Genomic DNA, 17390 nt, shown 5'->3' with positions numbered 1-17390 from the left:
CCTGCCAATACAAAAATGCAGGGTACACAAATCCCTGGAGGAGCGACTCAAGGCTTGCGGGCAATAATCACCTGACTCTTCGCCACGACCGCGTCCAGCGCCTGCTTGATCTGCGCACCACGGGGCGAATCGAGCACCGCTTGCCAGGTGTTGGCCCAATGCTCGAGCAACGGGTGATCAGGGTTGCTGAAATCGACCTTGGCTTCCCAGAACAACAGCATCCACATCGACCAGTAAAAACCGTACTGGCTGTGGCTGATGATCTCCAGCCCGGCGTCGCTGACCAGCGTCTTGAACTGATCTTCACTGATGATGCGAATGTGGTTGGGCTTCTGGAAATACTCCGGCGCCGCAATGTCCTTCTGCAAATCTTCCGAGCTTGGGTGCGGCACGCTCAGCAGGTACAGCGCACCGGACTGGCCGACCCGCACCAGCTCGGCGAGAAACTGCGCCGGGTCGTCGACGTGCTCGATGACTTCGGTGGAGACCACTCGGGTAGCGGTGCCGTCGGCGATCGGCAACGGATTACAGTCGGTGACATGGCACTCGACGCTGCGCGCCGGGGTATCGCTCAGGCGTTGGCGGGTGGCCTCGACCTTGGCGCCGTCGATGTCGGCGATGATGATCTTCGCCCCGCGCATGCCGCAAAAATGCACGTTGCCGCCGTCACCACAGCCGACATCGAGCAAGGTGTCATCGGCGGTCACCGGGAAGCCCTTGAACAGCTCGCCGGTCTCCTGGTTGAACCAGCCGCTGAGCTTGGCATCGTAGAGGCCGAGCATGTACGGATCGACCTTGTCCGCCACCGGGGCGACGGGTTGCGCGGGGGCCGGTGCAGGCGTCGCCGCCGTGAGTTTTTTCAATAGGCTCAGCATGAGGTGGCTCCGGGGGTTGAAACGGCAGTTCGGGACGTGTCGAGGCGCCGTACCAGGGCGGCACCGCGATTGCGCATCGGCATTTCGATGAAGCGGTAGTTCAGCTCGCTGAGCAGCACGATCAGGCCGAAGGCGATCAGCAAGGTGAGAATCGGGTGCCCGGCCGGGCTCGGCAAATCGGCAGCCTGCAGCCGGAAAATCAGCTCCCGCACCAGCAGGTAGGCCGGGATATGAATCAGGTAAATGCCGTAGGAACGACTGCCGATCCACGCCATCAGCCGCTGCAAATGGCCCGCCGGCAGCAGGTAATCGCGGTTGTAAGAAGCAATCCACACCAGCAGCGCGCCGAGCACGGCAATCGAGCCGATGCGGTAAGGCGCGAAGGTGAAACGGTCGGTGGCCATGAAACTCATCAGCAGTGCCACGCCGATCAGCACTGATACCCCGGCCCACGGCCGCCGCAGAAACGTCGGCTGCCAGCGCTGCCAGGAAGGTTGCGCGCTCCACAGCGCCAGCAGCACGCCGAGCGCCAGGGCATCAGTGCGCACCACCATCAGCAACGGCGTGCGCAGGGTGAACAGTTGCACCGCCACCAGCGCCAGCAAGGCCCAGACCAGATGCTTGCGGCACAGCACAATCAGCAGCGGGAACAGCAGGTAGAACTGCTCCTCCAGCGCCAGGCTCCAGTAAACAAAACTGCTGCCGTATTCGTAATGAAAAAAGCTGTCGGCAAAACGGAAATTGGCGTACTGCAACACCCCCGCCAGCGTCGCCTGCAAGTTGGCGTGCAAGCTGCCAAAGGCCCCGGAGCGGTTGAGAAACACGCATGCCAGCAGGATCAGCGCCAGCCACAACCAGGCCGACGGCAACAGGCGAAACACCCGGCGCAGCCAGAAATTGCGCGTCTGCTGCCAGCACTCCTGACGCGTCGTGCAGCCTTGCAGCGCGGGGATCAGGCTACGCGCGATGACGAAGCCGGAGATCGCGAAAAACAGATCAACGCCCCACCACGGTTGCGCCCAGGCATGAATGTTTTCCAGCTGCGGCACCGTGTCGGTGAACAGGTTGCCATGCAAGTGATGAAACAGCACGCCGAGCACGGCGATGGCACGCAGCACCTCGATGTCCATGATCCGCCTGGCGCTCATGGCTGGCCCCCGGTGCAGGTTTCTCCAGCCAGCGGTTTGCGGGCGATGATCACCTGGCTCTTGGGCATGAAGCGGTCGAGCATCTGCTTGATCGCCAAACCGTCGGGCTGCGCCAGCAGGTCTTGCCAGGTCCGTGCCCAGCTTTCCATCAGCGGCGGATACGGCGCCTGAATCCGGTCGCGTACCGCGCCACCGAGGTCCCGGCCGGCAGCGCGTTCGCTGGCCCAGAAGAAGATCATGCCCATCACCCAGAAGAAGCCGCTGGCCTGCCGATGCTCGATCACCAGCCCGGCGTTCTCCACCAGTTCGGCAAAGCGCTGCTCGGTGAAAATCTGCACATGGTTGGGCGTCTGGTAATAACTGGCCGGGGCGATGCCTTGTTGCAGGTGCTCGCCCACCGGCGCCGGCACACTCAGCAGATACTGCGCACCGGGGCGGCCCATGCGCACCAGTTCGGCCATGAACGGTTCCGGCTGGTCGATGTGCTCCAGCACTTCCATGCACACCACTTTGCTCGCGCAACCGGCGGCCAGCGGCAATGGCAGGCTGTTGCTGACCAGCCCCAGATTCGGCTTTGTGCTCTGCGCCTCAACCTGCCGGGCCAGATCGCGAACCTTGTCATGTTCGCTGTCGGTGAAAATTACCGAGGCGCCCTGCCGCACAGCGAACAGCGTCGCCACGCCCTCGCCGCAACCGACGTCGAGCAAGGTGTCGTCAGCCGTGATCGCGAAGCCCTTGAGCAACTCGCCGCTGCCCGGCAAAAACCAGCCGTCGAGAATCGCGTCATGCAACCCCACATCCCGTGGCGAGACCTGCGCGCTTGGCTCAGGTGCAGGTGCAGCAGGCGACGGAGCCGGGAGCAAGCGTGCGAGCAGACGCCGGATCATGCGCCCGAGGCTTCCACGGACAACGGCTTGAGGGCCTGCGCACGCTGCGCAAAAAACCTCCGCAGACGTTCTTCTGCACTCGCCTGACTGCAGAACTTCTGCAGGTTGTGAACGGCATGCCCGGACATTCGCGCATAGCGTTCGACGTCGTTTTTCGCCACCTCATAACTGTCGCGGTACGCAGCGCACAACGAGTCCCAATCGGTCATGTAGCGCAAGGTACGGTAAGCCGCGCGTGGGTCGTGAGGCCAAGCCGTAAGCTCGTCGGTGGAATCAACGATGAACGCGTTGTCGCTGTCGACGTAATCGGCCATTGCCGTATTCAGCGGGGCGATCGCCGGTTTGCCGCAGGACATGAACTCCATCAGCGGCAGGCACTGCCCTTCGCCATAGGAGCTGTTGACCACATAGCTGGTGGCCTGCACCAGCGCTTCGTAATCGGCGTCCGCCAGATAACCGTGGATCAGCACGATCCGGCACTGGTAGGACTGGTTCTTGTACAGGTGATGCAGCATGTCACTCAGGGCATTGGCGATGTCATGGTGCGTGAGTTTCAGCACCAATGTCGCATCGGCGACGTCACGGAACGTGGTGCAGAAGGCACTGATCATGTCCTGCCAGTTCTTGCGCCCGTCGTACGGGTTGAACACCGAGGTGTAGACCACGCCGTCCAGTTGCAGCTGGCAGTCCTGCGGTGGCCCGGCAAACGACATTGGCGTGCCTTCGCGCAATCCCGGCGGACCGTACGCGCGCAGATCCACCGTGCGGCTGTCGAGCAACAGGCCACGCAACTTCAACTGCACCGCTTCGACCACAGGCTGCTTGCGCAACTGCGCACCGCGTGCGGCAAAACGGTCCCAGACTGGCGCGGGTATCGCGCAGATCGGATAGTCCGCGCCCATCACGTCGCAGACTGCGTTCACCGTGAAACTCGAATGGGTAATCGCCATGCCGCAGGCGTTCAACACCACGCGCCAGTCGTGACGTGGCTCGCCGTGCCAGCTTTCGGTGGGGATGGTGCTGAATTCCCAGGCAAATACCGGGATGGTCGGGCAAGCGTAATGAATCGGTGTGCGATGCGGTGGCGAGAACGACAGGAACACGCACGCTTCGCCACGGCTCAGACAATCGAAGTACAGGCGATCAACCAGTTCGTCCGGGTTGCTCACTTCAATGACTTGCCCAAGGCGTTCCAGTACCGGGCGGAATTCCTTGAGCACGAAGTAATAGCTGTACTCGGGCCGGCCGAGGTTCTGCTGGATGTTGCTCTTGTTGGTTTCCGAATGAATGATGATCAGCATGATGCAGTCCCCGCCTCGGCGATCAGCTGTGGGCTTGCACTCGGCGTCAGTTGAAAAAACTGCGCCAGACGCTGCTGCACCGGAGCAAAACTGCAGTACTCGCGCATGCGCTCATTGGCCGCCAGGGCCATGGCCTGATAAGCCACCGGATCGTTTTTGGCCATGGCGTAACTGTTTTCGTAGGCGGTTTTCAACGAGCCCCAATCCGGACGATGGCGCAGGGTGCGGTAGAGGATCCGCACGTCATCCGGCCAGATCGTCGGCTCACGGCCGGACTTGACGATGAAGCCGACGCGTTCGTCGATGTAGTCGTGCATTGCCGTGTGGTCCGGCGCGATCACCGGACGAGCGCAGGACATGAATTCCATCAGTGGCAGGCACAAACCTTCGCAGCGGGACGCGTTGACGTAGAAACTGGCAGCACCGTAGAGCCTGGCGAATTCTTCGTCCTCCAGATAGCCGTGCATGACCACCACCCGGCAGGCGAAGGGCGACAGCTGCGACAACAAGGTGATCAGGTGCACGTAATAGGTCGCCAGATCGTTCTGCGTCATCTTCAACACCAGCGTGGCATCTTCGACATCGCGCATGGCCCAGCAGAACGCCGTGATCAGGTGATGCCAGTTCTTGCGTCCGTCTTCAGGGTTGAACACGCTCACATAGACCACACCGCTGACCTCGGTCTGTACCGTGGCACTGATGTCCGGCAGGCTGGCCTGCGGATGCTCGACCACCGGCGGTGTTTCGACGATGACGGCCGGCGGCAACGGCTCGGGGGCCGGGCTACGCAACCGGAAGAGCTGGCGGCGCAAGGCGAGTGGCAGCAAGTCGCGAACGGCTTCGCGATACCACAACAACAGATTGTGCTTGAGCAAAAACAGCGGCCCGTGGTCAGTCGGGGTCGCGGCGGCGCGATAACTTTCGCGCAGGTAGTGTTTGGTGATGAACGCACGTCGGCGCAAGGTCAGTGGCGGTAACGGCGCTGCTTCGGGCGTAACCACCGCGGCGGGCTGCGGCTCCTGTACATCGACAGCGGGTGCGATCAGCCCATCGGCGGACAACCCGAGCGTGCGGCTATCGATAATGCAGCCCTTGATCTGCAACGCCGTGCCTGGGTTGACCGGCGCAGCAGGGTACTGCTCGCGCACCCCGGCAAAGCCTTCCCACAACGGTGTCGGCAATACCAGGACCGGGAAATCTTCGCCCATGGTCCGGCGAATGGCTTGTGCCGTGTGACTGGACAACGTGATCGCCCGACCGTGGCGGGCCAGGATCTGGCTCCAGTCATGCCGGGCATCTTCATGAGGGTCATCCGGGATCGAGTCGTACTCCCACGCGATCACGCAGACCACGGGGCATTGCAGGTCGGTCGGGGTTTTATGCGGCGGCGCAAACGAAAGAAAAAGGCAGTCCTGACCGGCCAGTTGCAACTGCCGATACAACGGGTCGACTTCGGCCGCCGACGACACGACGTGCACCTGTCCAAGGCTTTCCAGCACAGGACGGTAGGCCTTGAGCACGAAGTAATAGCTGTATTCCGGACGCCCCAGACTCTGGCTGATGGAGCGGTCATTGACGTCCGAGTAAAGAATGAAATTCATGGCATCCCACGGTGACACCACCATCCCGGCAGTTTCACGCTATGACGACCAGGCGCTGAATCGAGTCGGGATCACCGCTGCTCGTCCTTCGTCCTGAGCTCGTCTTCGTTCTTGTTTTAGTGGCTGGTTTCACCCTGTTGCGCAACAACCCCGGCGAACCTGGGGAGATGGCGACGAGGGCCATTCTAAACACATCCTTTGCGAATCCGGGAACCGCCCGACAAGAATAAATAGGGCTACGCTGACGAGAACTGACCGGTCACGGTTTGCGCTGTTGAAATTGCCGATCATTTGGCACAGATTGGTAACAAATAACTACAACAACGACTTTGCCGATTGTCCTGCCGGTCTTTCTCATCCGGCCTGACAGACTTTTCCCCAAAGCCTATGGGAAAGTGGGAAGGTTAAAGACCAAGGGGTCAGTGTTTGAAAAAGCGTCTGTTCATCACGGGCCTCAGTGGGTTCGTGGGACAACATCTCCAGTCGCATCTGGAACAGCCTGGCTCGACGTGGGAACTGCTGCCTGCGGCGGCGCCTTACGATCTCACGGCTGCGACCAGCCTCACCGATCTGTGGCCACAATTGCCCGACGCGGTGATTCACCTGGCCGGTCAGACCTTCGTTCCCGAAGCTTTCCGTGACCCGGGCCGAACGCTCGAAATCAATCTGCTCGGTACCCTCAATCTGTTACAGGCCCTCAAGGCCCGCGGTTTTCGCGGGACGTTCCTGTATGTCAGTTCCGGCGACGTCTATGGACAAGTCGACGAGAGCGCCTTGCCCATTACCGAACTGCAACCGCCCTGCCCGCGCAATCCGTACGCGGTGAGCAAACTGTCGGCAGAGTTTCTCAGCCTGCAGTGGGGCCTGAGTGAAGGCTGGCCAGTGCTGGTGGTGCGGCCGTTCAATCACATCGGCAGCGGGCAGAAAGACAACTTTGTCATCGCCAGTGCTGCACGCCAGATCAACCGCATCAAACAAGGCCTGCAAGCCGCGCAACTGGAAGTCGGTGACATTGACGTCACGCGCGATTTCCTCGATGTCGGCGATGTGATCTCGGCGTATTTCGCTCTGCTGGAAAAGGGTACGCCGGGGCAGGTCTACAACATTTGCTCGGGCCGCGAGCAAAGCATCCGCAGTTTGATCGAGCAAATGGCCGACCTTGCCGAGGTCGACCTGCAACTGGTCCAGGATCCGGCGCGCATGCGCCGCGCGGATCAGCGTCGCGTTTGCGGCAGTCATGCAAGGCTTGCCCAAGTCACGGAATGGGCGCCGAAAATTACAACACAACAATCCTTGCGGGCGATCCTGTCCGACTGGGAGCAGCGAGTACGACAAGAATGAAAAGTGCACTGATCACAGGGATCACCGGCCAGGACGGCGCTTATCTGGCCAGACTGCTGCTCGACAAGGGCTACAAGGTTCACGGTCTGGTCGCACGGCGCAGCAGCGATTCACGCTGGCGCCTGCGCGAGATGGGCGTTGAAGGCGACATCGTCTACCTGGACGGTGACATGGCCGATGCCTGCTCGGTGCAGCGCGCGGTGATCAAGTCGGCGCCGGACGAGGTCTACAACCTGGCCGCACAAAGCTTTGTCGCCGCGTCCTGGAATCAGCCGGTGACCACCGGTATCGTCGATGGCCTGGGCGTGACCCACCTGCTCGAGGCAATCCGCCAGTTCAGCCCGCACACCCGTTTCTATCAGGCCTCGACCAGCGAAATGTTCGGTCTGATCCAGGCTGAGCAGCAGGACGAGAACACGCCGTTCTACCCGCGCAGCCCCTATGGTGTCGCCAAACTCTACGGCCACTGGATCACCGTCAACTACCGTGAAAGTTTCGACCTGCACGCCAGCAGCGGCATCCTGTTCAACCACGAATCGCCGCTGCGCGGCATCGAATTCGTGACGCGCAAGGTCACCGACGCCGCTGCCCGGATCAAACAGGGCAAGCAGCAGGAACTGGCCTTGGGCAACATCGACGCCAAACGCGACTGGGGCTTTGCCGGTGACTACGTCGAAGCCATGTGGCTGATGCTGCAGCAGGACAAACCTGACGATTTCGTGGTCGCCACCGGCATCACCACCACCGTGCGCGAGATGTGCCGCATCGCTTTCGATCACGTCGGTTTGAACTACCGCGATTACGTGAAGATCGACCCGGCGTTCTTCCGCCCCGCCGAAGTCGAAGTGCTGCTCGGCAACCCGGCCAAGGCGCAGCGCGTGCTGGGCTGGAAACCGAAAACCGACCTCGACACCCTGATCCGCATGATGATGGATGCGGACATGAAACGCGTCGCCAAGGAGTAGGCCATGCTGATCCCCGTGATTCTGTCCGGCGGCGCCGGCACTCGTCTGTGGCCGGTGTCCCGCGAGGGCCATCCCAAGCCGTTCATGACCCTGCCCGACGGCCAGTCGCTGCTGGGCAAGACCTATCAGCGTGCCGCCGCATTGCTGGACGGCTGGGGCGACATCGTTACGGTGACCAACCGCGAATACTACTTTCAGAGCAAGGATCACTATTGCGCCGCTCAGGTGTCGCGCCATCGCGGACACTTCCTGCTGGAACCGACCGGGCGCAACACCGCCCCGGCAATTGCTGCGGCGGCCTTGTCACTGCAAGCGTTGCACGGTGACGACGCGATCATGGTGGTGATGCCCGCCGACCATTTGATCGTTAATCAGCAAGCCCTCAAGAGCGCCGTCGAACACGCGGTCAACCTGGCGAAGGACGGTTATCTGGTGACCTTCGGCGTGCTGCCGACCGCGCCGGAAACCGGCTTCGGCTACATCGAAACCGGCGCGCCACTGGATGCCAAAGGCGCGGCAAAGGTCCAGCGTTTCGTGGAAAAGCCTGACCTGCAAACCGCCACGCATTACCTGGAAAGCGGCAACTTCCTGTGGAACTCGGGCATGTTCTGCTTCACCACCGCGACCCTGATCAACGAGCTGCAATTGCACGCACCGGAGTTGCTGGAGCAGACCCGCGCCTGCATGGAGGCCAGCGCCCCGGTGGAAACCGTCGGCTGTCTGCAACAGGAACTGTCAGCAGCGCTGTTCGCTGAGATCACCGACATCTCCATCGATTACGCGTTGATGGAACGCTCGGACAAGGTCGTGGTGGTGCCCGCCGGTTTCGACTGGAGCGACATCGGTTCATGGGGCGCCGTGGCAGCACTGGTACCGGCCGATGCCGACAACAATCGCGCCAGCGGCGAAGCGGTGTTCATCGACAGTCACAACAACTTCGTGCAGAGCGAAGGCCGGCTGGTGGCCGCCGTGGGTGTGGATAACCTGATCATCGTCGACACCGCCGACGCCGTGCTGGTGGCCCACGCCGATCGTGCCCAGGATGTGCGGCGCGTCGCCAAGCAGCTCAAGGACAAGTCCCACGAAGCCTACCGCCTGCATCGCACGGTCAGCCGTCCGTGGGGCACTTATACCGTGCTCGAGGAAGGCCCGCGCTTCAAGATCAAGCGCATCGTGGTCAAGCCCGGTGGCAAGCTGTCGCTGCAAATGCACCATCACCGCAACGAACACTGGGTGGTGGTCGAAGGCATGGCCAAGGTCACCAACAACGGCAGCGGTACGCATCTGGTGGCCAAGAACGAATCGACGTTCATTGCCGCCGGGCACCGCCATCGCCTGGAAAACCCCGGCGTGATCGACCTAGTGATCATCGAGGTGCAAAGCGGCGAATACCTGGGTGAAGACGATATCGTGCGCTTCGAAGACCAATACGGCAGGACGGTTTGATGCTGCTTTCCCTGTATCGCTCGCTGCGCAGCTATCGCGGATTCATCCTCGGCAGCGTCAAGCGGGAGTTTCAGGCGCGTTATCGCAATTCGCTGTTCGGCGCGCTGTGGACCGTGCTCAACCCGTTGTCGATGATCGTCGTGTACACGGTGATCTTTTCCCAGATCATGCGCGCGCGCCTGCCGGGTGTGGATGACGGCCTGGCCTACAGTGTGTACCTGTGCGCGGGCCTGCTGACCTGGGGACTGTTCGCGGAAATCACCTCGCGCAGCCAGAGCATGTTTCTGGAAAACGCCAACCTGCTGAAGAAAATCAGCTTCCCGCGGATCTGCCTGCCGGTGATTGCGCTGCTCAACGCCGGGATCAACTTCGCGATCATTCTCGGGCTGTTCTTCGGTTTTCTGCTGATCAGCGGGCGCCTGCCCGGCATGGCTTTGCTGGCGCTGATTCCACTATTGCTGGTGCAGGTGATCTTCGCCGCCGGGCTGGGGATGATCCTCGGCATCCTCAACGTATTCTTCCGCGATGTCGGACAGATGTTCGGCATCTGCCTGCAATTCTGGTTCTGGCTGACCCCCATCGTTTATCCACTGTCGATCCTGCCGCCGGGCATCCAGCACCTGATCAGCCTGAACCCGATGACGGCACTGATGACCAGCTACCAGAACGTGTTCCTCTACAACCAGTGGCCGAACTGGCCGTCGCTGCTGCCATTGCTGATCCTCGGCCTGCTGTTCTGCGCCATGGCGCTGCGCCTGTTCCGGCAACGTGTCGGCGAAATGGTGGATGAACTCTGATGGGACATATACGCGTCAGCGGCCTGGGCAAGGCCTACAAGCAATACCCCAATCGCTGGAGCCGGTTGTTCGAGTGGCTGGTGCCGTTTTCCGGCACCCGGCACCACTTGCACTGGATCCTGCAGGACATCGATTTCGAGATTCAGCCCGGCGAAGCCGTCGGCATCGTCGGGGTCAATGGCGCGGGCAAAAGTACGCTGCTGAAGATGATCACCGGCACCACGCAACCCAGCTGCGGGCAGATTCAACTGCAAGGTCGCGTGGCCGCGCTGCTGGAACTGGGCATGGGTTTCCACCCGGATTTCACCGGGCGTCAGAACGCGTTCATGGCCGGCCAGTTACTGGGCATGCAGGTCGAAGAGATCGAAGCCTTGATGCCGCAGATCGAAAGCTTTGCCGAAATCGGCGAAGCCATCGATCACCCGGTGCGCACTTATTCCAGCGGCATGCAGATGCGCCTGGCCTTCAGTGTCGCCACCGCGCGCCGTCCGGACATCCTGATCGTCGATGAAGCGCTGTCGGTGGGCGATGCCTACTTCCAGCACAAAAGCTTCGAGCGCATCCGCAACTTTCGCAAGGCTGGCACCACGCTGTTGATCGTGTCCCACGACCGTTCGGCGATTCAGTCGATCTGCGACACCGCAATCCTGCTGGAGAACGGCCGCCTGGCCATGCGCGGCAAACCCGAAGAGGTCATGGACTACTACAACGCCATGCTTGCCCAGCGCGAAGGGCAGATCGTGCGCCAGGAAATGCTCGCCAACGGCCAGGTGCAGACCATTTCCGGGACTGGTGAAGCGGGGATCGTCAGCGTGCGCCTGCTCGACGCTCAAGGGCGCAGCCTGGAAGTGGCGGAAGTCGGCCAGCCAGTGGTGCTGGAAGTGCAGACCGAGGTGCGCGAGGACATCGAACGACTGGTGTTGGGCTTTCTGATCAAGGATCGCCTCGGCCAGGCGATCTACGGCATCAATACCCATCGCCAGGACCAGGCGATCAGCGACCTGAGCGCCGGTGAACAGGTGACATTCCGCTTCGCCTTCGACATGCGCCTGGGCAAGGGCAGCTATTCGGTGGCGCTGAGCCTGTCGCGTCTGGATTCGCATCTGGATCGCAATTTCGAATGGCGCGATTACGGTCTGGTCTTCCACGTCATCAACAACCGTCAGGAAGACTTTGTCGGTTGCTCATGGCTGCAGGCCCGGACCGAGATCAGCCGCTCCAGCGAACACCCGGCGCAGCAGGTAGACAGGGAGATCTCGCGATGACACGACTGTTGATGGAGTGCACCTACGTTTTCGAACACCCGTCCGCCAACTCGGGCATTCAACGCGTGGTGCGCAACGTCATTCAACAGTTGCCAGAAGCCAACGCCGAGCGCGAATGCATCCCGGTGGTGATGCTCGACGGTGCCCTGTATGAGGTGAAAAGCCTGGCGCCGATCAAAACCCCGACAATCAATCTGACCAGCCTGCGGGTGAAGCTGGAACAGTGGGCCAACAGCTTCTGGTTGCGCCATCGCGCTCTGGAACGACGCCGGCCTTTCAGCCAGTCGCATTTCGCCCGGCGAGTGCTGTACGTGCTCTGCCGGCTCACGGCGTTCGCCTGTTTCAGCCTGCCGATGCGCGTGCTCGGGCGCCTGCTCAAGGGCAAACCGATCCCCGAGCGTTGTGTGCCGCTGCAACATCGGGCCGGCGATCAACTGGTGTTGCTCGATTCCTCCTGGCACGCCAACTTTTTCCCCTTGGCCGAACAACTCAAACGCGATGGCGTGGGTATCGTTTCGGTGATCTACGACCTGATCCCGCTGACCCATCCGCAGTTTTGCGACGCGGGTCTGGTCAAGGTGTTCAATGACTGGTTCGACTGGATCGCGCGCACCGCTGACGGCTATGTCGCGATCTCGACCACCATTCGTGATCAGGTGCGCCAGGAGATGGTGCGCCGGATCGGCACGCAACAGGTCCAGCAGCGCTGGTTCGACTACTTCCACCTGGGTTCCGAACTGGACCTGACCGACGCCGCAGCCGAGGTCGATCGCAACCTGCTGAACCTGTTCAAGACCCCGGAGCCGGTGTTCCTGATGGTCAGCACCATCGAGCCGCGCAAGAACCACGCCTACCTGCTCGATGCGTTCGAACGTGCCTGGGCGGCTGGCTCCACAGCGCGCTTGTGCATCGCCGGGAAAATCGGCTGGAAGTGCGAAGCCCTGATCGAGCGGATCCGCCAGCATCCACAACTGAACCGTCGCCTGTTCATGTTCAACTCGCTCTCGGACAAAAGCCTTGAGCACGCCTATTCTCACGCCACCGCGCTGGTATTCCCGTCGCATGTCGAAGGGTTCGGCCTGCCGCTGGTGGAAGCCATGCAACGCGGCTTGCCAGCGATGGCCAGCGACATTCCGGTGTTCCGCGAAATCGGCGGCGATTACATGGCGTATTTCGACCTGCACAACCCGCAGAGCCTTACCGACCTGGTGCTCGGGATTGAGCGCTCGGGTGAGTTTCCGGCACCTCTGAGCCTCGACCAATGGCGTTGGCTAAGCTGGCGCGAAGCAAGCGCACAACTGGTGCAGCGCATCGAGCACAACCTGAACCATCCACTGCCCGCATCCGAAGGCCAGCATGCGCATTGCTCTTAACGCGCGGATTCTTCAGGCGCCACGCACTGGCATCGGCCACTACGTCGCCGAACTGGTCCGCGCCTTGCGCGACACAACCGATGTCGAAGTGGCGTTGTTCCACGGCTGGGGTTGGAGCTCGGCCCTGCCGGAAGCGGCCATGCCCGGCTACTCGCGCCTGACGCCACTGCTGCGGCAGATCCCAGGGGCCTATCAGGCGCGGCGCTGGCTGGAACAGAAACGTTTCGATCAGGGCCGCACGCAAGGCATCGACCTGTATCACGAGCCGAGCCTGTGGCCGCTGGCCTTCGATGGCCCGACCGTGATCACCCTGCACGACCTGACCCATCTGCACTTTCCTGAGACCCAGCCCTTGGCGCGCCTCAAGGAAATCGAACGGCGTCTGGCGGCTGGCGTGCAACAGGCGCAACGGATCATCACCGACTCGCAGGCGATTGCCGACGAGGCGCAGGCTTTTTTTGGTCTGCCGGCCGAGCGTTTCGTGGTGGCGCCACTGGGTGTAGCCGAGCGCTTCCACCCACGGCAACCCGACGCCCTCGAAGCGGTGCTCAAGGCACATGCCGTTGCCCCGCGCGAATATTTCCTGTGTGTCGGCACTCTGGAGCCGCGCAAGAATCTGAGCCTGGCATTGCGCGCCCATGCCCTGCTGCCGGAGGCCGTGCGCCAGCGTTTTCCACTGCTGATCGTCGGCATGGCCGGTTGGCAGCAGACGCAGTTCAGCGATGAGCTGCGCCAGGCCCTCGCGTCGGGTCACGTATGCCTGCTCGGCTATCTGCCGGATGAACAGGTCGCACAACTGCTGGCCGGCGCCCGCGCGCTGGTGTTTCCGTCGCGGTATGAAGGCTTCGGTTTGCCGGTACTTGAGGCCATGGCCAGCGGCACCCCGGTGATTCTCACCCGTTCTTCAGCCATGCCGGAAGTCGCCGGCGCGGCGGGCAACTACATTGAACCTGATGATGCACAGGGCTTGCGTGATGCGCTGATCCGCCTGATCGACGATCAAGCGCATTGGCAGGCCTGCCGAGAAGCCGGATTGCACCGGACGCGGCTATTTTCCTGGGAACGTTGCGCACAGGCCACCGCCGGTGCCTACCGCCAGGCCATGGGAGGCTGAATGCGAGTTCTTCATTTTTTCAAGACGTACCTGCCAGATTCGGTCGGCGGCATCGAACAAGTGATCTTCCAGCTCTGTGAAAGCGGCGCGCATCACGGCATCGACGGTCAGGTGCTGACCCTCAGCGCCGACCCGACCCCTCCCGTGATACAACTCGGCTCACACGAAGTGCATCGCGCCAGACTCGACATCCAGTTCGCCTCCACCGGGTTTTCCTGGAGCGTGTTCAAACAGTTTCGCGAACTGGCGGCCGAAGCCGATGTGATCAACTACCACTTTCCTTGGCCCTTCATGGACCTGGTGCACTTTGCCAGTGGCCTGAACAAACCGAGCGTGGTGACCTATCACTCCGACATCATTCGCCAGAAGCATCTGCTCAAACTCTACCGCCCGCTGATGAACCGCTTCCTGGCCAGCGCCGACCGGATTGTCGCGGCCTCGCCGAACTACCTGCACACCAGCGACGTGTTGCAGCAGTTCCAGGACAAGACCCGGGTGATTCCATACGGTTTGAACAAGGCGGGTTATCCACAGGCCGACAGCGACCGCATGAATCGCTGGCGCCAACAGCTTGGGGACAAGTTTTTCCTGTTCGTCGGGGTCATGCGTTATTACAAAGGTCTGCACATCCTGCTCGATGCTTTGAAGGACGTGGATTATCCGGTGGTCATCGTCGGTGCCGGGCCGCTGGAACTGGAACTGCATGCCCAGGCCGCCGCGCTGGGCCTGCGTAATATCCACTTCCTCGGGCGTCTGGGCGATGAAGACAAGGTCGCCCTGCTGCAACTGAGCTACGCCATCGTATTCCCCTCGCATCTGCGCTCCGAAGCGTTTGGCATTTCGCTGCTCGAAGGCGCGATGTACGGCAAACCGATGATCTCCAGCGAAATCGGCACCGGCACCAGCTACATCAATATCCACAACGAAACCGGGTTGGTGGTGCCACCGAGTCATCCACAGGCGTTTCGCGAGGCGATGCGTACCCTCTGGGAAAACCCCGAACGCGCGGCGGCCATGGGCATCAAGGCCGAGGCGCGTTACCGGCAGTTGTTCACCGCCGACGAGATGGGCCGCAAGTGGACCGCGTTGTATCAGGAGCTGCTCGAAGAGAAAGACCTGTCTTACGCCTGATCCACCACAACACATCAATCCTCTGTAGGAGCTGCCGCAGGCTGCGATCTTTTTGATTTTAAAAACCCAGGATCAAAAGATCGCAGCCTGCGGCAGCTCCTACAGGGGAATTGCGTTACAGATCCAGCACCAGCAACTGCTCGCTCTGCGCCGGCACCGCGCAGCAAATCAGCACCTGCCCCGCTTCCGGCATGTCCGCCGGGGGCTGTGGATAATTCACCGCGCCACTGACCAAACGTGTCTTGCAGGTGCCGCACGAACCTCCACGGCAACTGAACTCGGGGCGCAGGCCACGGCTTTCTGCGAGCTCCAGCAGACTGCCGCCGTCCGGCTGCCAGCGCGCCTCCTTGGCAGAACGCTCGAACATCACCGGCACTGACGTGATCGCGGCCGGTGGCTGCTCGATGACCACCGCATCCGGGTCTGGCTGGCGCTTGAGCGTTGAAGGGCCGAAGGTTTCGGCATGGATCCGCGCGTCGCGAATGTCCAGCTCGCGCAGACCGTCGTAGACACCTTGGGTGAAAGCGCCGGGGCCACACACAGCAAAATCGATCTGGTCGTAATCCTCGACCTCCAGCAGTTCGCGCAGCAGTGCCCCGTCGATACGCCCACGGCGGTCGAAATCCACGCCTTCATGCACGTCGGCTTCCGGCTGGCTGAGCAGGCGAATCACCCGCACCGCGTCGCCAGCACTTTCCAGCAAGCGATCAAGTTCCTGGCGAAACGGCTGATCGGCCAGGCTGCGCGAACTTTGCAGCAACCACGTCGGCCGAATCCGCCGAGTGCGCAGGCCTTGATACACCACCTCGCGCAGCATCGACAGCAACGGCGTAATGCCAACCCCCGCCGCCAGCAGCACCAGCGGCCGTTGTTCCAGCGGCGCCACTGTGAAGTGCCCCTGTGGCGCCCGTGCCTCAAGAACATCGCCGACCCGGATCTGCTGGTGCAAATGGCCTGAGATCAAGCCCTCGCGTTTCACACTGATGCGCAGGAAATCATCCGATGGCGCACTCGACAGGCTGTAGGTGCGGATATGCGTTTCCCCGTTCAGAGTGAAGCGCAGCGGCAGATGCTGGCCGGCCTGAAACACTGGCATCCCTGCACCGTCGTCCGGTTGCAGATAGATCGAGCGGATGTGCTGGCTCTCCCTTTCGATGCGGGTTACCCGCAGCGGCCGCCAGCGGTCACCCAGTGCCTTGGCCTGCAGACGTGCGTCCGCCTGGGCCCAGGTGCCGGTCAACAGGCTGGTGGGCGACATACCGTCGAAGCGCCAGCGCAGGGCCAGTGCCGCCGGACGCCGCACGAGTTTCTCGACCTCGAATGTCCACAGACGCTCGGCACCCTGGAACGCTTCAATCTGCGGCCCTTCAAGGATGATTTCGGTCCGCCCGCTCAGTTGCAGCAAATCGCCTGTGGAAAAGTCGATGAACAGCAGACCAGCCTTGGGATTGAGCAGCAGATTACCGAGCGTGTTGAAGTGCAGGTTGCCGGCAAAATCCGGGATGGTCAGGCGATTACCTTCGACCCGGACAAATCCGGCCTGCCCGCCACGATGGGAAACATCCACCGCACGTTGTCCGTCGGCATCGACGTAACTGGCGACAAAGAAGGTGTCGGCGCCTTCGATCATCGCCCGGGCCGCGTCATCAAGACCGTTGCCGTGCTGCGCTGGCCGCGTCTGCGGATCGCTCAGCGGCACGCGCTGGAATTGGCGCAGTTGAATGTATTGCGGACAGTTGCCGAAAGCCTGATCCACGCTCACCTCGAAACCCTGCTCGGTGAGATTGGCGACATGACCGTTGAGGCGATTGCGGCGGCGGGTATGCAATTCAATGCCGAGCAACCCGATCGGTTCGCCATTGCGCAATTGCGCTGGATCATCAGCAGCGGGTTGGCTGGCGAAATGCAGGTGCCCGGGATCAGGCGAATGGGCAAACCCTGGTGCGCCTTCGAGCACGCTGGCCCATGGACGCCCGTCGGTATCGACCGCGCCGTACAACATGAACGGCAATTGCTCATAAAAGGCGCGGTGTTGATCCGGCATCCAGTCGCGAATCACTTTTCGGCCGAAGGCCTCCATGCGCTCGGCAACGCCGACATGGGCCTGCAGTTGTTGCTCGCCAGCGTGCCACGGTGAACGTTCCAT

The 17390-nt window shown here is 61.7% G+C and carries 14 protein-coding genes; 8 read left to right on the top strand and 6 right to left on the bottom strand.

Annotated features, from left to right (window positions below):
• Window positions 1-47: 47 nt before the first annotated feature.
• From L6D63_RS05300 to L6D63_RS05280, 5 genes are read right to left on the bottom strand one after another with little or no spacing between them, the layout of a single operon-like run.
• A complete protein-coding gene (locus tag L6D63_RS05300) occupies window positions 48-875 on the bottom strand; it encodes a class I SAM-dependent methyltransferase (RefSeq protein WP_047297362.1) in 828 nt (275 codons plus the stop codon).
• On the bottom strand, window positions 869-2023 hold the full coding sequence (locus tag L6D63_RS05295; protein WP_131670782.1) for an acyltransferase family protein: 1155 nt from the start codon (window positions 2021-2023) through the stop codon (window positions 869-871). The genes L6D63_RS05300 and L6D63_RS05295 overlap by 7 nt, the downstream gene beginning before the upstream one ends.
• Window positions 2020-2910: a class I SAM-dependent methyltransferase gene (locus L6D63_RS05290; protein ID WP_108184279.1), complete on the bottom strand. Its 891-nt coding sequence runs from the start codon at window positions 2908-2910 to the stop codon at window positions 2020-2022. Before L6D63_RS05290 ends, L6D63_RS05295 begins: the two co-directional genes overlap by 4 nt.
• On the bottom strand, window positions 2907-4211 hold the full coding sequence (locus L6D63_RS05285) for a glycosyltransferase (RefSeq protein WP_131670783.1): 1305 nt from the start codon (window positions 4209-4211) through the stop codon (window positions 2907-2909). Before L6D63_RS05285 ends, L6D63_RS05290 begins: the two co-directional genes overlap by 4 nt.
• Window positions 4205-5812, bottom strand: a complete 1608-nt coding sequence (locus tag L6D63_RS05280; protein ID WP_131670784.1) for a glycosyltransferase — start codon at window positions 5810-5812, stop codon at window positions 4205-4207. Before L6D63_RS05280 ends, L6D63_RS05285 begins: the two co-directional genes overlap by 7 nt.
• A 426-nt stretch (window positions 5813-6238) precedes the next feature.
• Here L6D63_RS05280 and L6D63_RS05275 point away from each other — a divergent pair, with 426 nt between their 5' ends.
• From L6D63_RS05275 to L6D63_RS05240, 8 genes are read left to right on the top strand one after another with little or no spacing between them, the layout of a single operon-like run.
• Window positions 6239-7153, top strand: a complete 915-nt coding sequence (locus tag L6D63_RS05275) for a GDP-mannose 4,6-dehydratase (protein WP_131670785.1) — start codon at window positions 6239-6241, stop codon at window positions 7151-7153.
• A complete protein-coding gene (gene gmd / locus L6D63_RS05270) occupies window positions 7150-8118 on the top strand; it encodes a GDP-mannose 4,6-dehydratase (RefSeq protein WP_047297367.1) in 969 nt (322 codons plus the stop codon). Before L6D63_RS05275 ends, gmd begins: the two co-directional genes overlap by 4 nt.
• 3 nt (window positions 8119-8121) lie before the next feature.
• The gene (locus L6D63_RS05265; RefSeq protein WP_131670786.1) at window positions 8122-9564 is read left to right on the top strand and encodes a mannose-1-phosphate guanylyltransferase/mannose-6-phosphate isomerase; all 1443 of its coding nucleotides are present in this window, start codon (window positions 8122-8124) and stop codon (window positions 9562-9564) included.
• Window positions 9564-10361: an ABC transporter permease gene (locus L6D63_RS05260; RefSeq protein ID WP_131670787.1), complete on the top strand. Its 798-nt coding sequence runs from the start codon at window positions 9564-9566 to the stop codon at window positions 10359-10361. The genes L6D63_RS05265 and L6D63_RS05260 overlap by 1 nt, the downstream gene beginning before the upstream one ends.
• Window positions 10361-11626, top strand: a complete 1266-nt coding sequence (locus L6D63_RS05255; RefSeq protein ID WP_131670788.1) for an ABC transporter ATP-binding protein — start codon at window positions 10361-10363, stop codon at window positions 11624-11626. The genes L6D63_RS05260 and L6D63_RS05255 overlap by 1 nt, the downstream gene beginning before the upstream one ends.
• Window positions 11623-12999: a glycosyltransferase family 4 protein gene (locus L6D63_RS05250; RefSeq protein ID WP_131670789.1), complete on the top strand. Its 1377-nt coding sequence runs from the start codon at window positions 11623-11625 to the stop codon at window positions 12997-12999. The genes L6D63_RS05255 and L6D63_RS05250 overlap by 4 nt, the downstream gene beginning before the upstream one ends.
• Entirely contained in the window at window positions 12983-14113 is a 1131-nt protein-coding gene (locus L6D63_RS05245; RefSeq protein ID WP_131670790.1) for a glycosyltransferase family 4 protein, read from the top strand. The genes L6D63_RS05250 and L6D63_RS05245 overlap by 17 nt, the downstream gene beginning before the upstream one ends.
• On the top strand, window positions 14114-15244 hold the full coding sequence (locus L6D63_RS05240) for a glycosyltransferase family 4 protein (protein ID WP_131670791.1): 1131 nt from the start codon (window positions 14114-14116) through the stop codon (window positions 15242-15244).
• 115 nt (window positions 15245-15359) lie between these two features.
• On the opposite strand, the gene L6D63_RS05235 is transcribed toward L6D63_RS05240, so the two are convergent.
• Window positions 15360-17390, bottom strand: a complete 2031-nt coding sequence (locus tag L6D63_RS05235; protein ID WP_131670792.1) for a pyridoxamine 5'-phosphate oxidase family protein — start codon at window positions 17388-17390, stop codon at window positions 15360-15362.

Origin of the sequence: Pseudomonas parakoreensis, from assembly GCF_021602155.1 — a bacterium.
GTDB lineage: Bacteria > Pseudomonadota > Gammaproteobacteria > Pseudomonadales > Pseudomonadaceae > Aquipseudomonas > Aquipseudomonas parakoreensis.
The sequence above is the reverse complement of the archived record's forward strand: the minus strand, read 5'-3'. Positions and strand labels throughout refer to the sequence as shown.

What these genes read in the sequence shown, in the direction of transcription:
- L6D63_RS05250 (WP_131670789.1), top strand. Translation starts at nt 11,623, where the DNA reads ATGACACGACTGTTGATGGAGTGCACCTACGTTTTCGAACACCCGTCC.
- L6D63_RS05300 (WP_047297362.1), bottom strand. Translation starts at nt 875, where the DNA reads ATGCTGAGCCTATTGAAAAAACTCACGGCGGCGACGCCTGCACCGGCC.
- L6D63_RS05240 (WP_131670791.1), top strand. Translation starts at nt 14,114, where the DNA reads ATGCGAGTTCTTCATTTTTTCAAGACGTACCTGCCAGATTCGGTCGGC.
- L6D63_RS05265 (WP_131670786.1), top strand. Translation starts at nt 8,122, where the DNA reads ATGCTGATCCCCGTGATTCTGTCCGGCGGCGCCGGCACTCGTCTGTGG.
- L6D63_RS05280 (WP_131670784.1), bottom strand. Translation starts at nt 5,812, where the DNA reads ATGAATTTCATTCTTTACTCGGACGTCAATGACCGCTCCATCAGCCAG.
- L6D63_RS05260 (WP_131670787.1), top strand. Translation starts at nt 9,564, where the DNA reads ATGCTGCTTTCCCTGTATCGCTCGCTGCGCAGCTATCGCGGATTCATC.
- L6D63_RS05295 (WP_131670782.1), bottom strand. Translation starts at nt 2,023, where the DNA reads ATGAGCGCCAGGCGGATCATGGACATCGAGGTGCTGCGTGCCATCGCC.
- gmd (WP_047297367.1), top strand. Translation starts at nt 7,150, where the DNA reads ATGAAAAGTGCACTGATCACAGGGATCACCGGCCAGGACGGCGCTTAT.
- L6D63_RS05285 (WP_131670783.1), bottom strand. Translation starts at nt 4,211, where the DNA reads ATGCTGATCATCATTCATTCGGAAACCAACAAGAGCAACATCCAGCAG.
- L6D63_RS05235 (WP_131670792.1), bottom strand. Translation starts at nt 17,390, where the DNA reads ATGGAACGTTCACCGTGGCACGCTGGCGAGCAACAACTGCAGGCCCAT.
- L6D63_RS05255 (WP_131670788.1), top strand. Translation starts at nt 10,361, where the DNA reads ATGGGACATATACGCGTCAGCGGCCTGGGCAAGGCCTACAAGCAATAC.
- L6D63_RS05245 (WP_131670790.1), top strand. Translation starts at nt 12,983, where the DNA reads ATGCGCATTGCTCTTAACGCGCGGATTCTTCAGGCGCCACGCACTGGC.
- L6D63_RS05290 (WP_108184279.1), bottom strand. Translation starts at nt 2,910, where the DNA reads ATGATCCGGCGTCTGCTCGCACGCTTGCTCCCGGCTCCGTCGCCTGCT.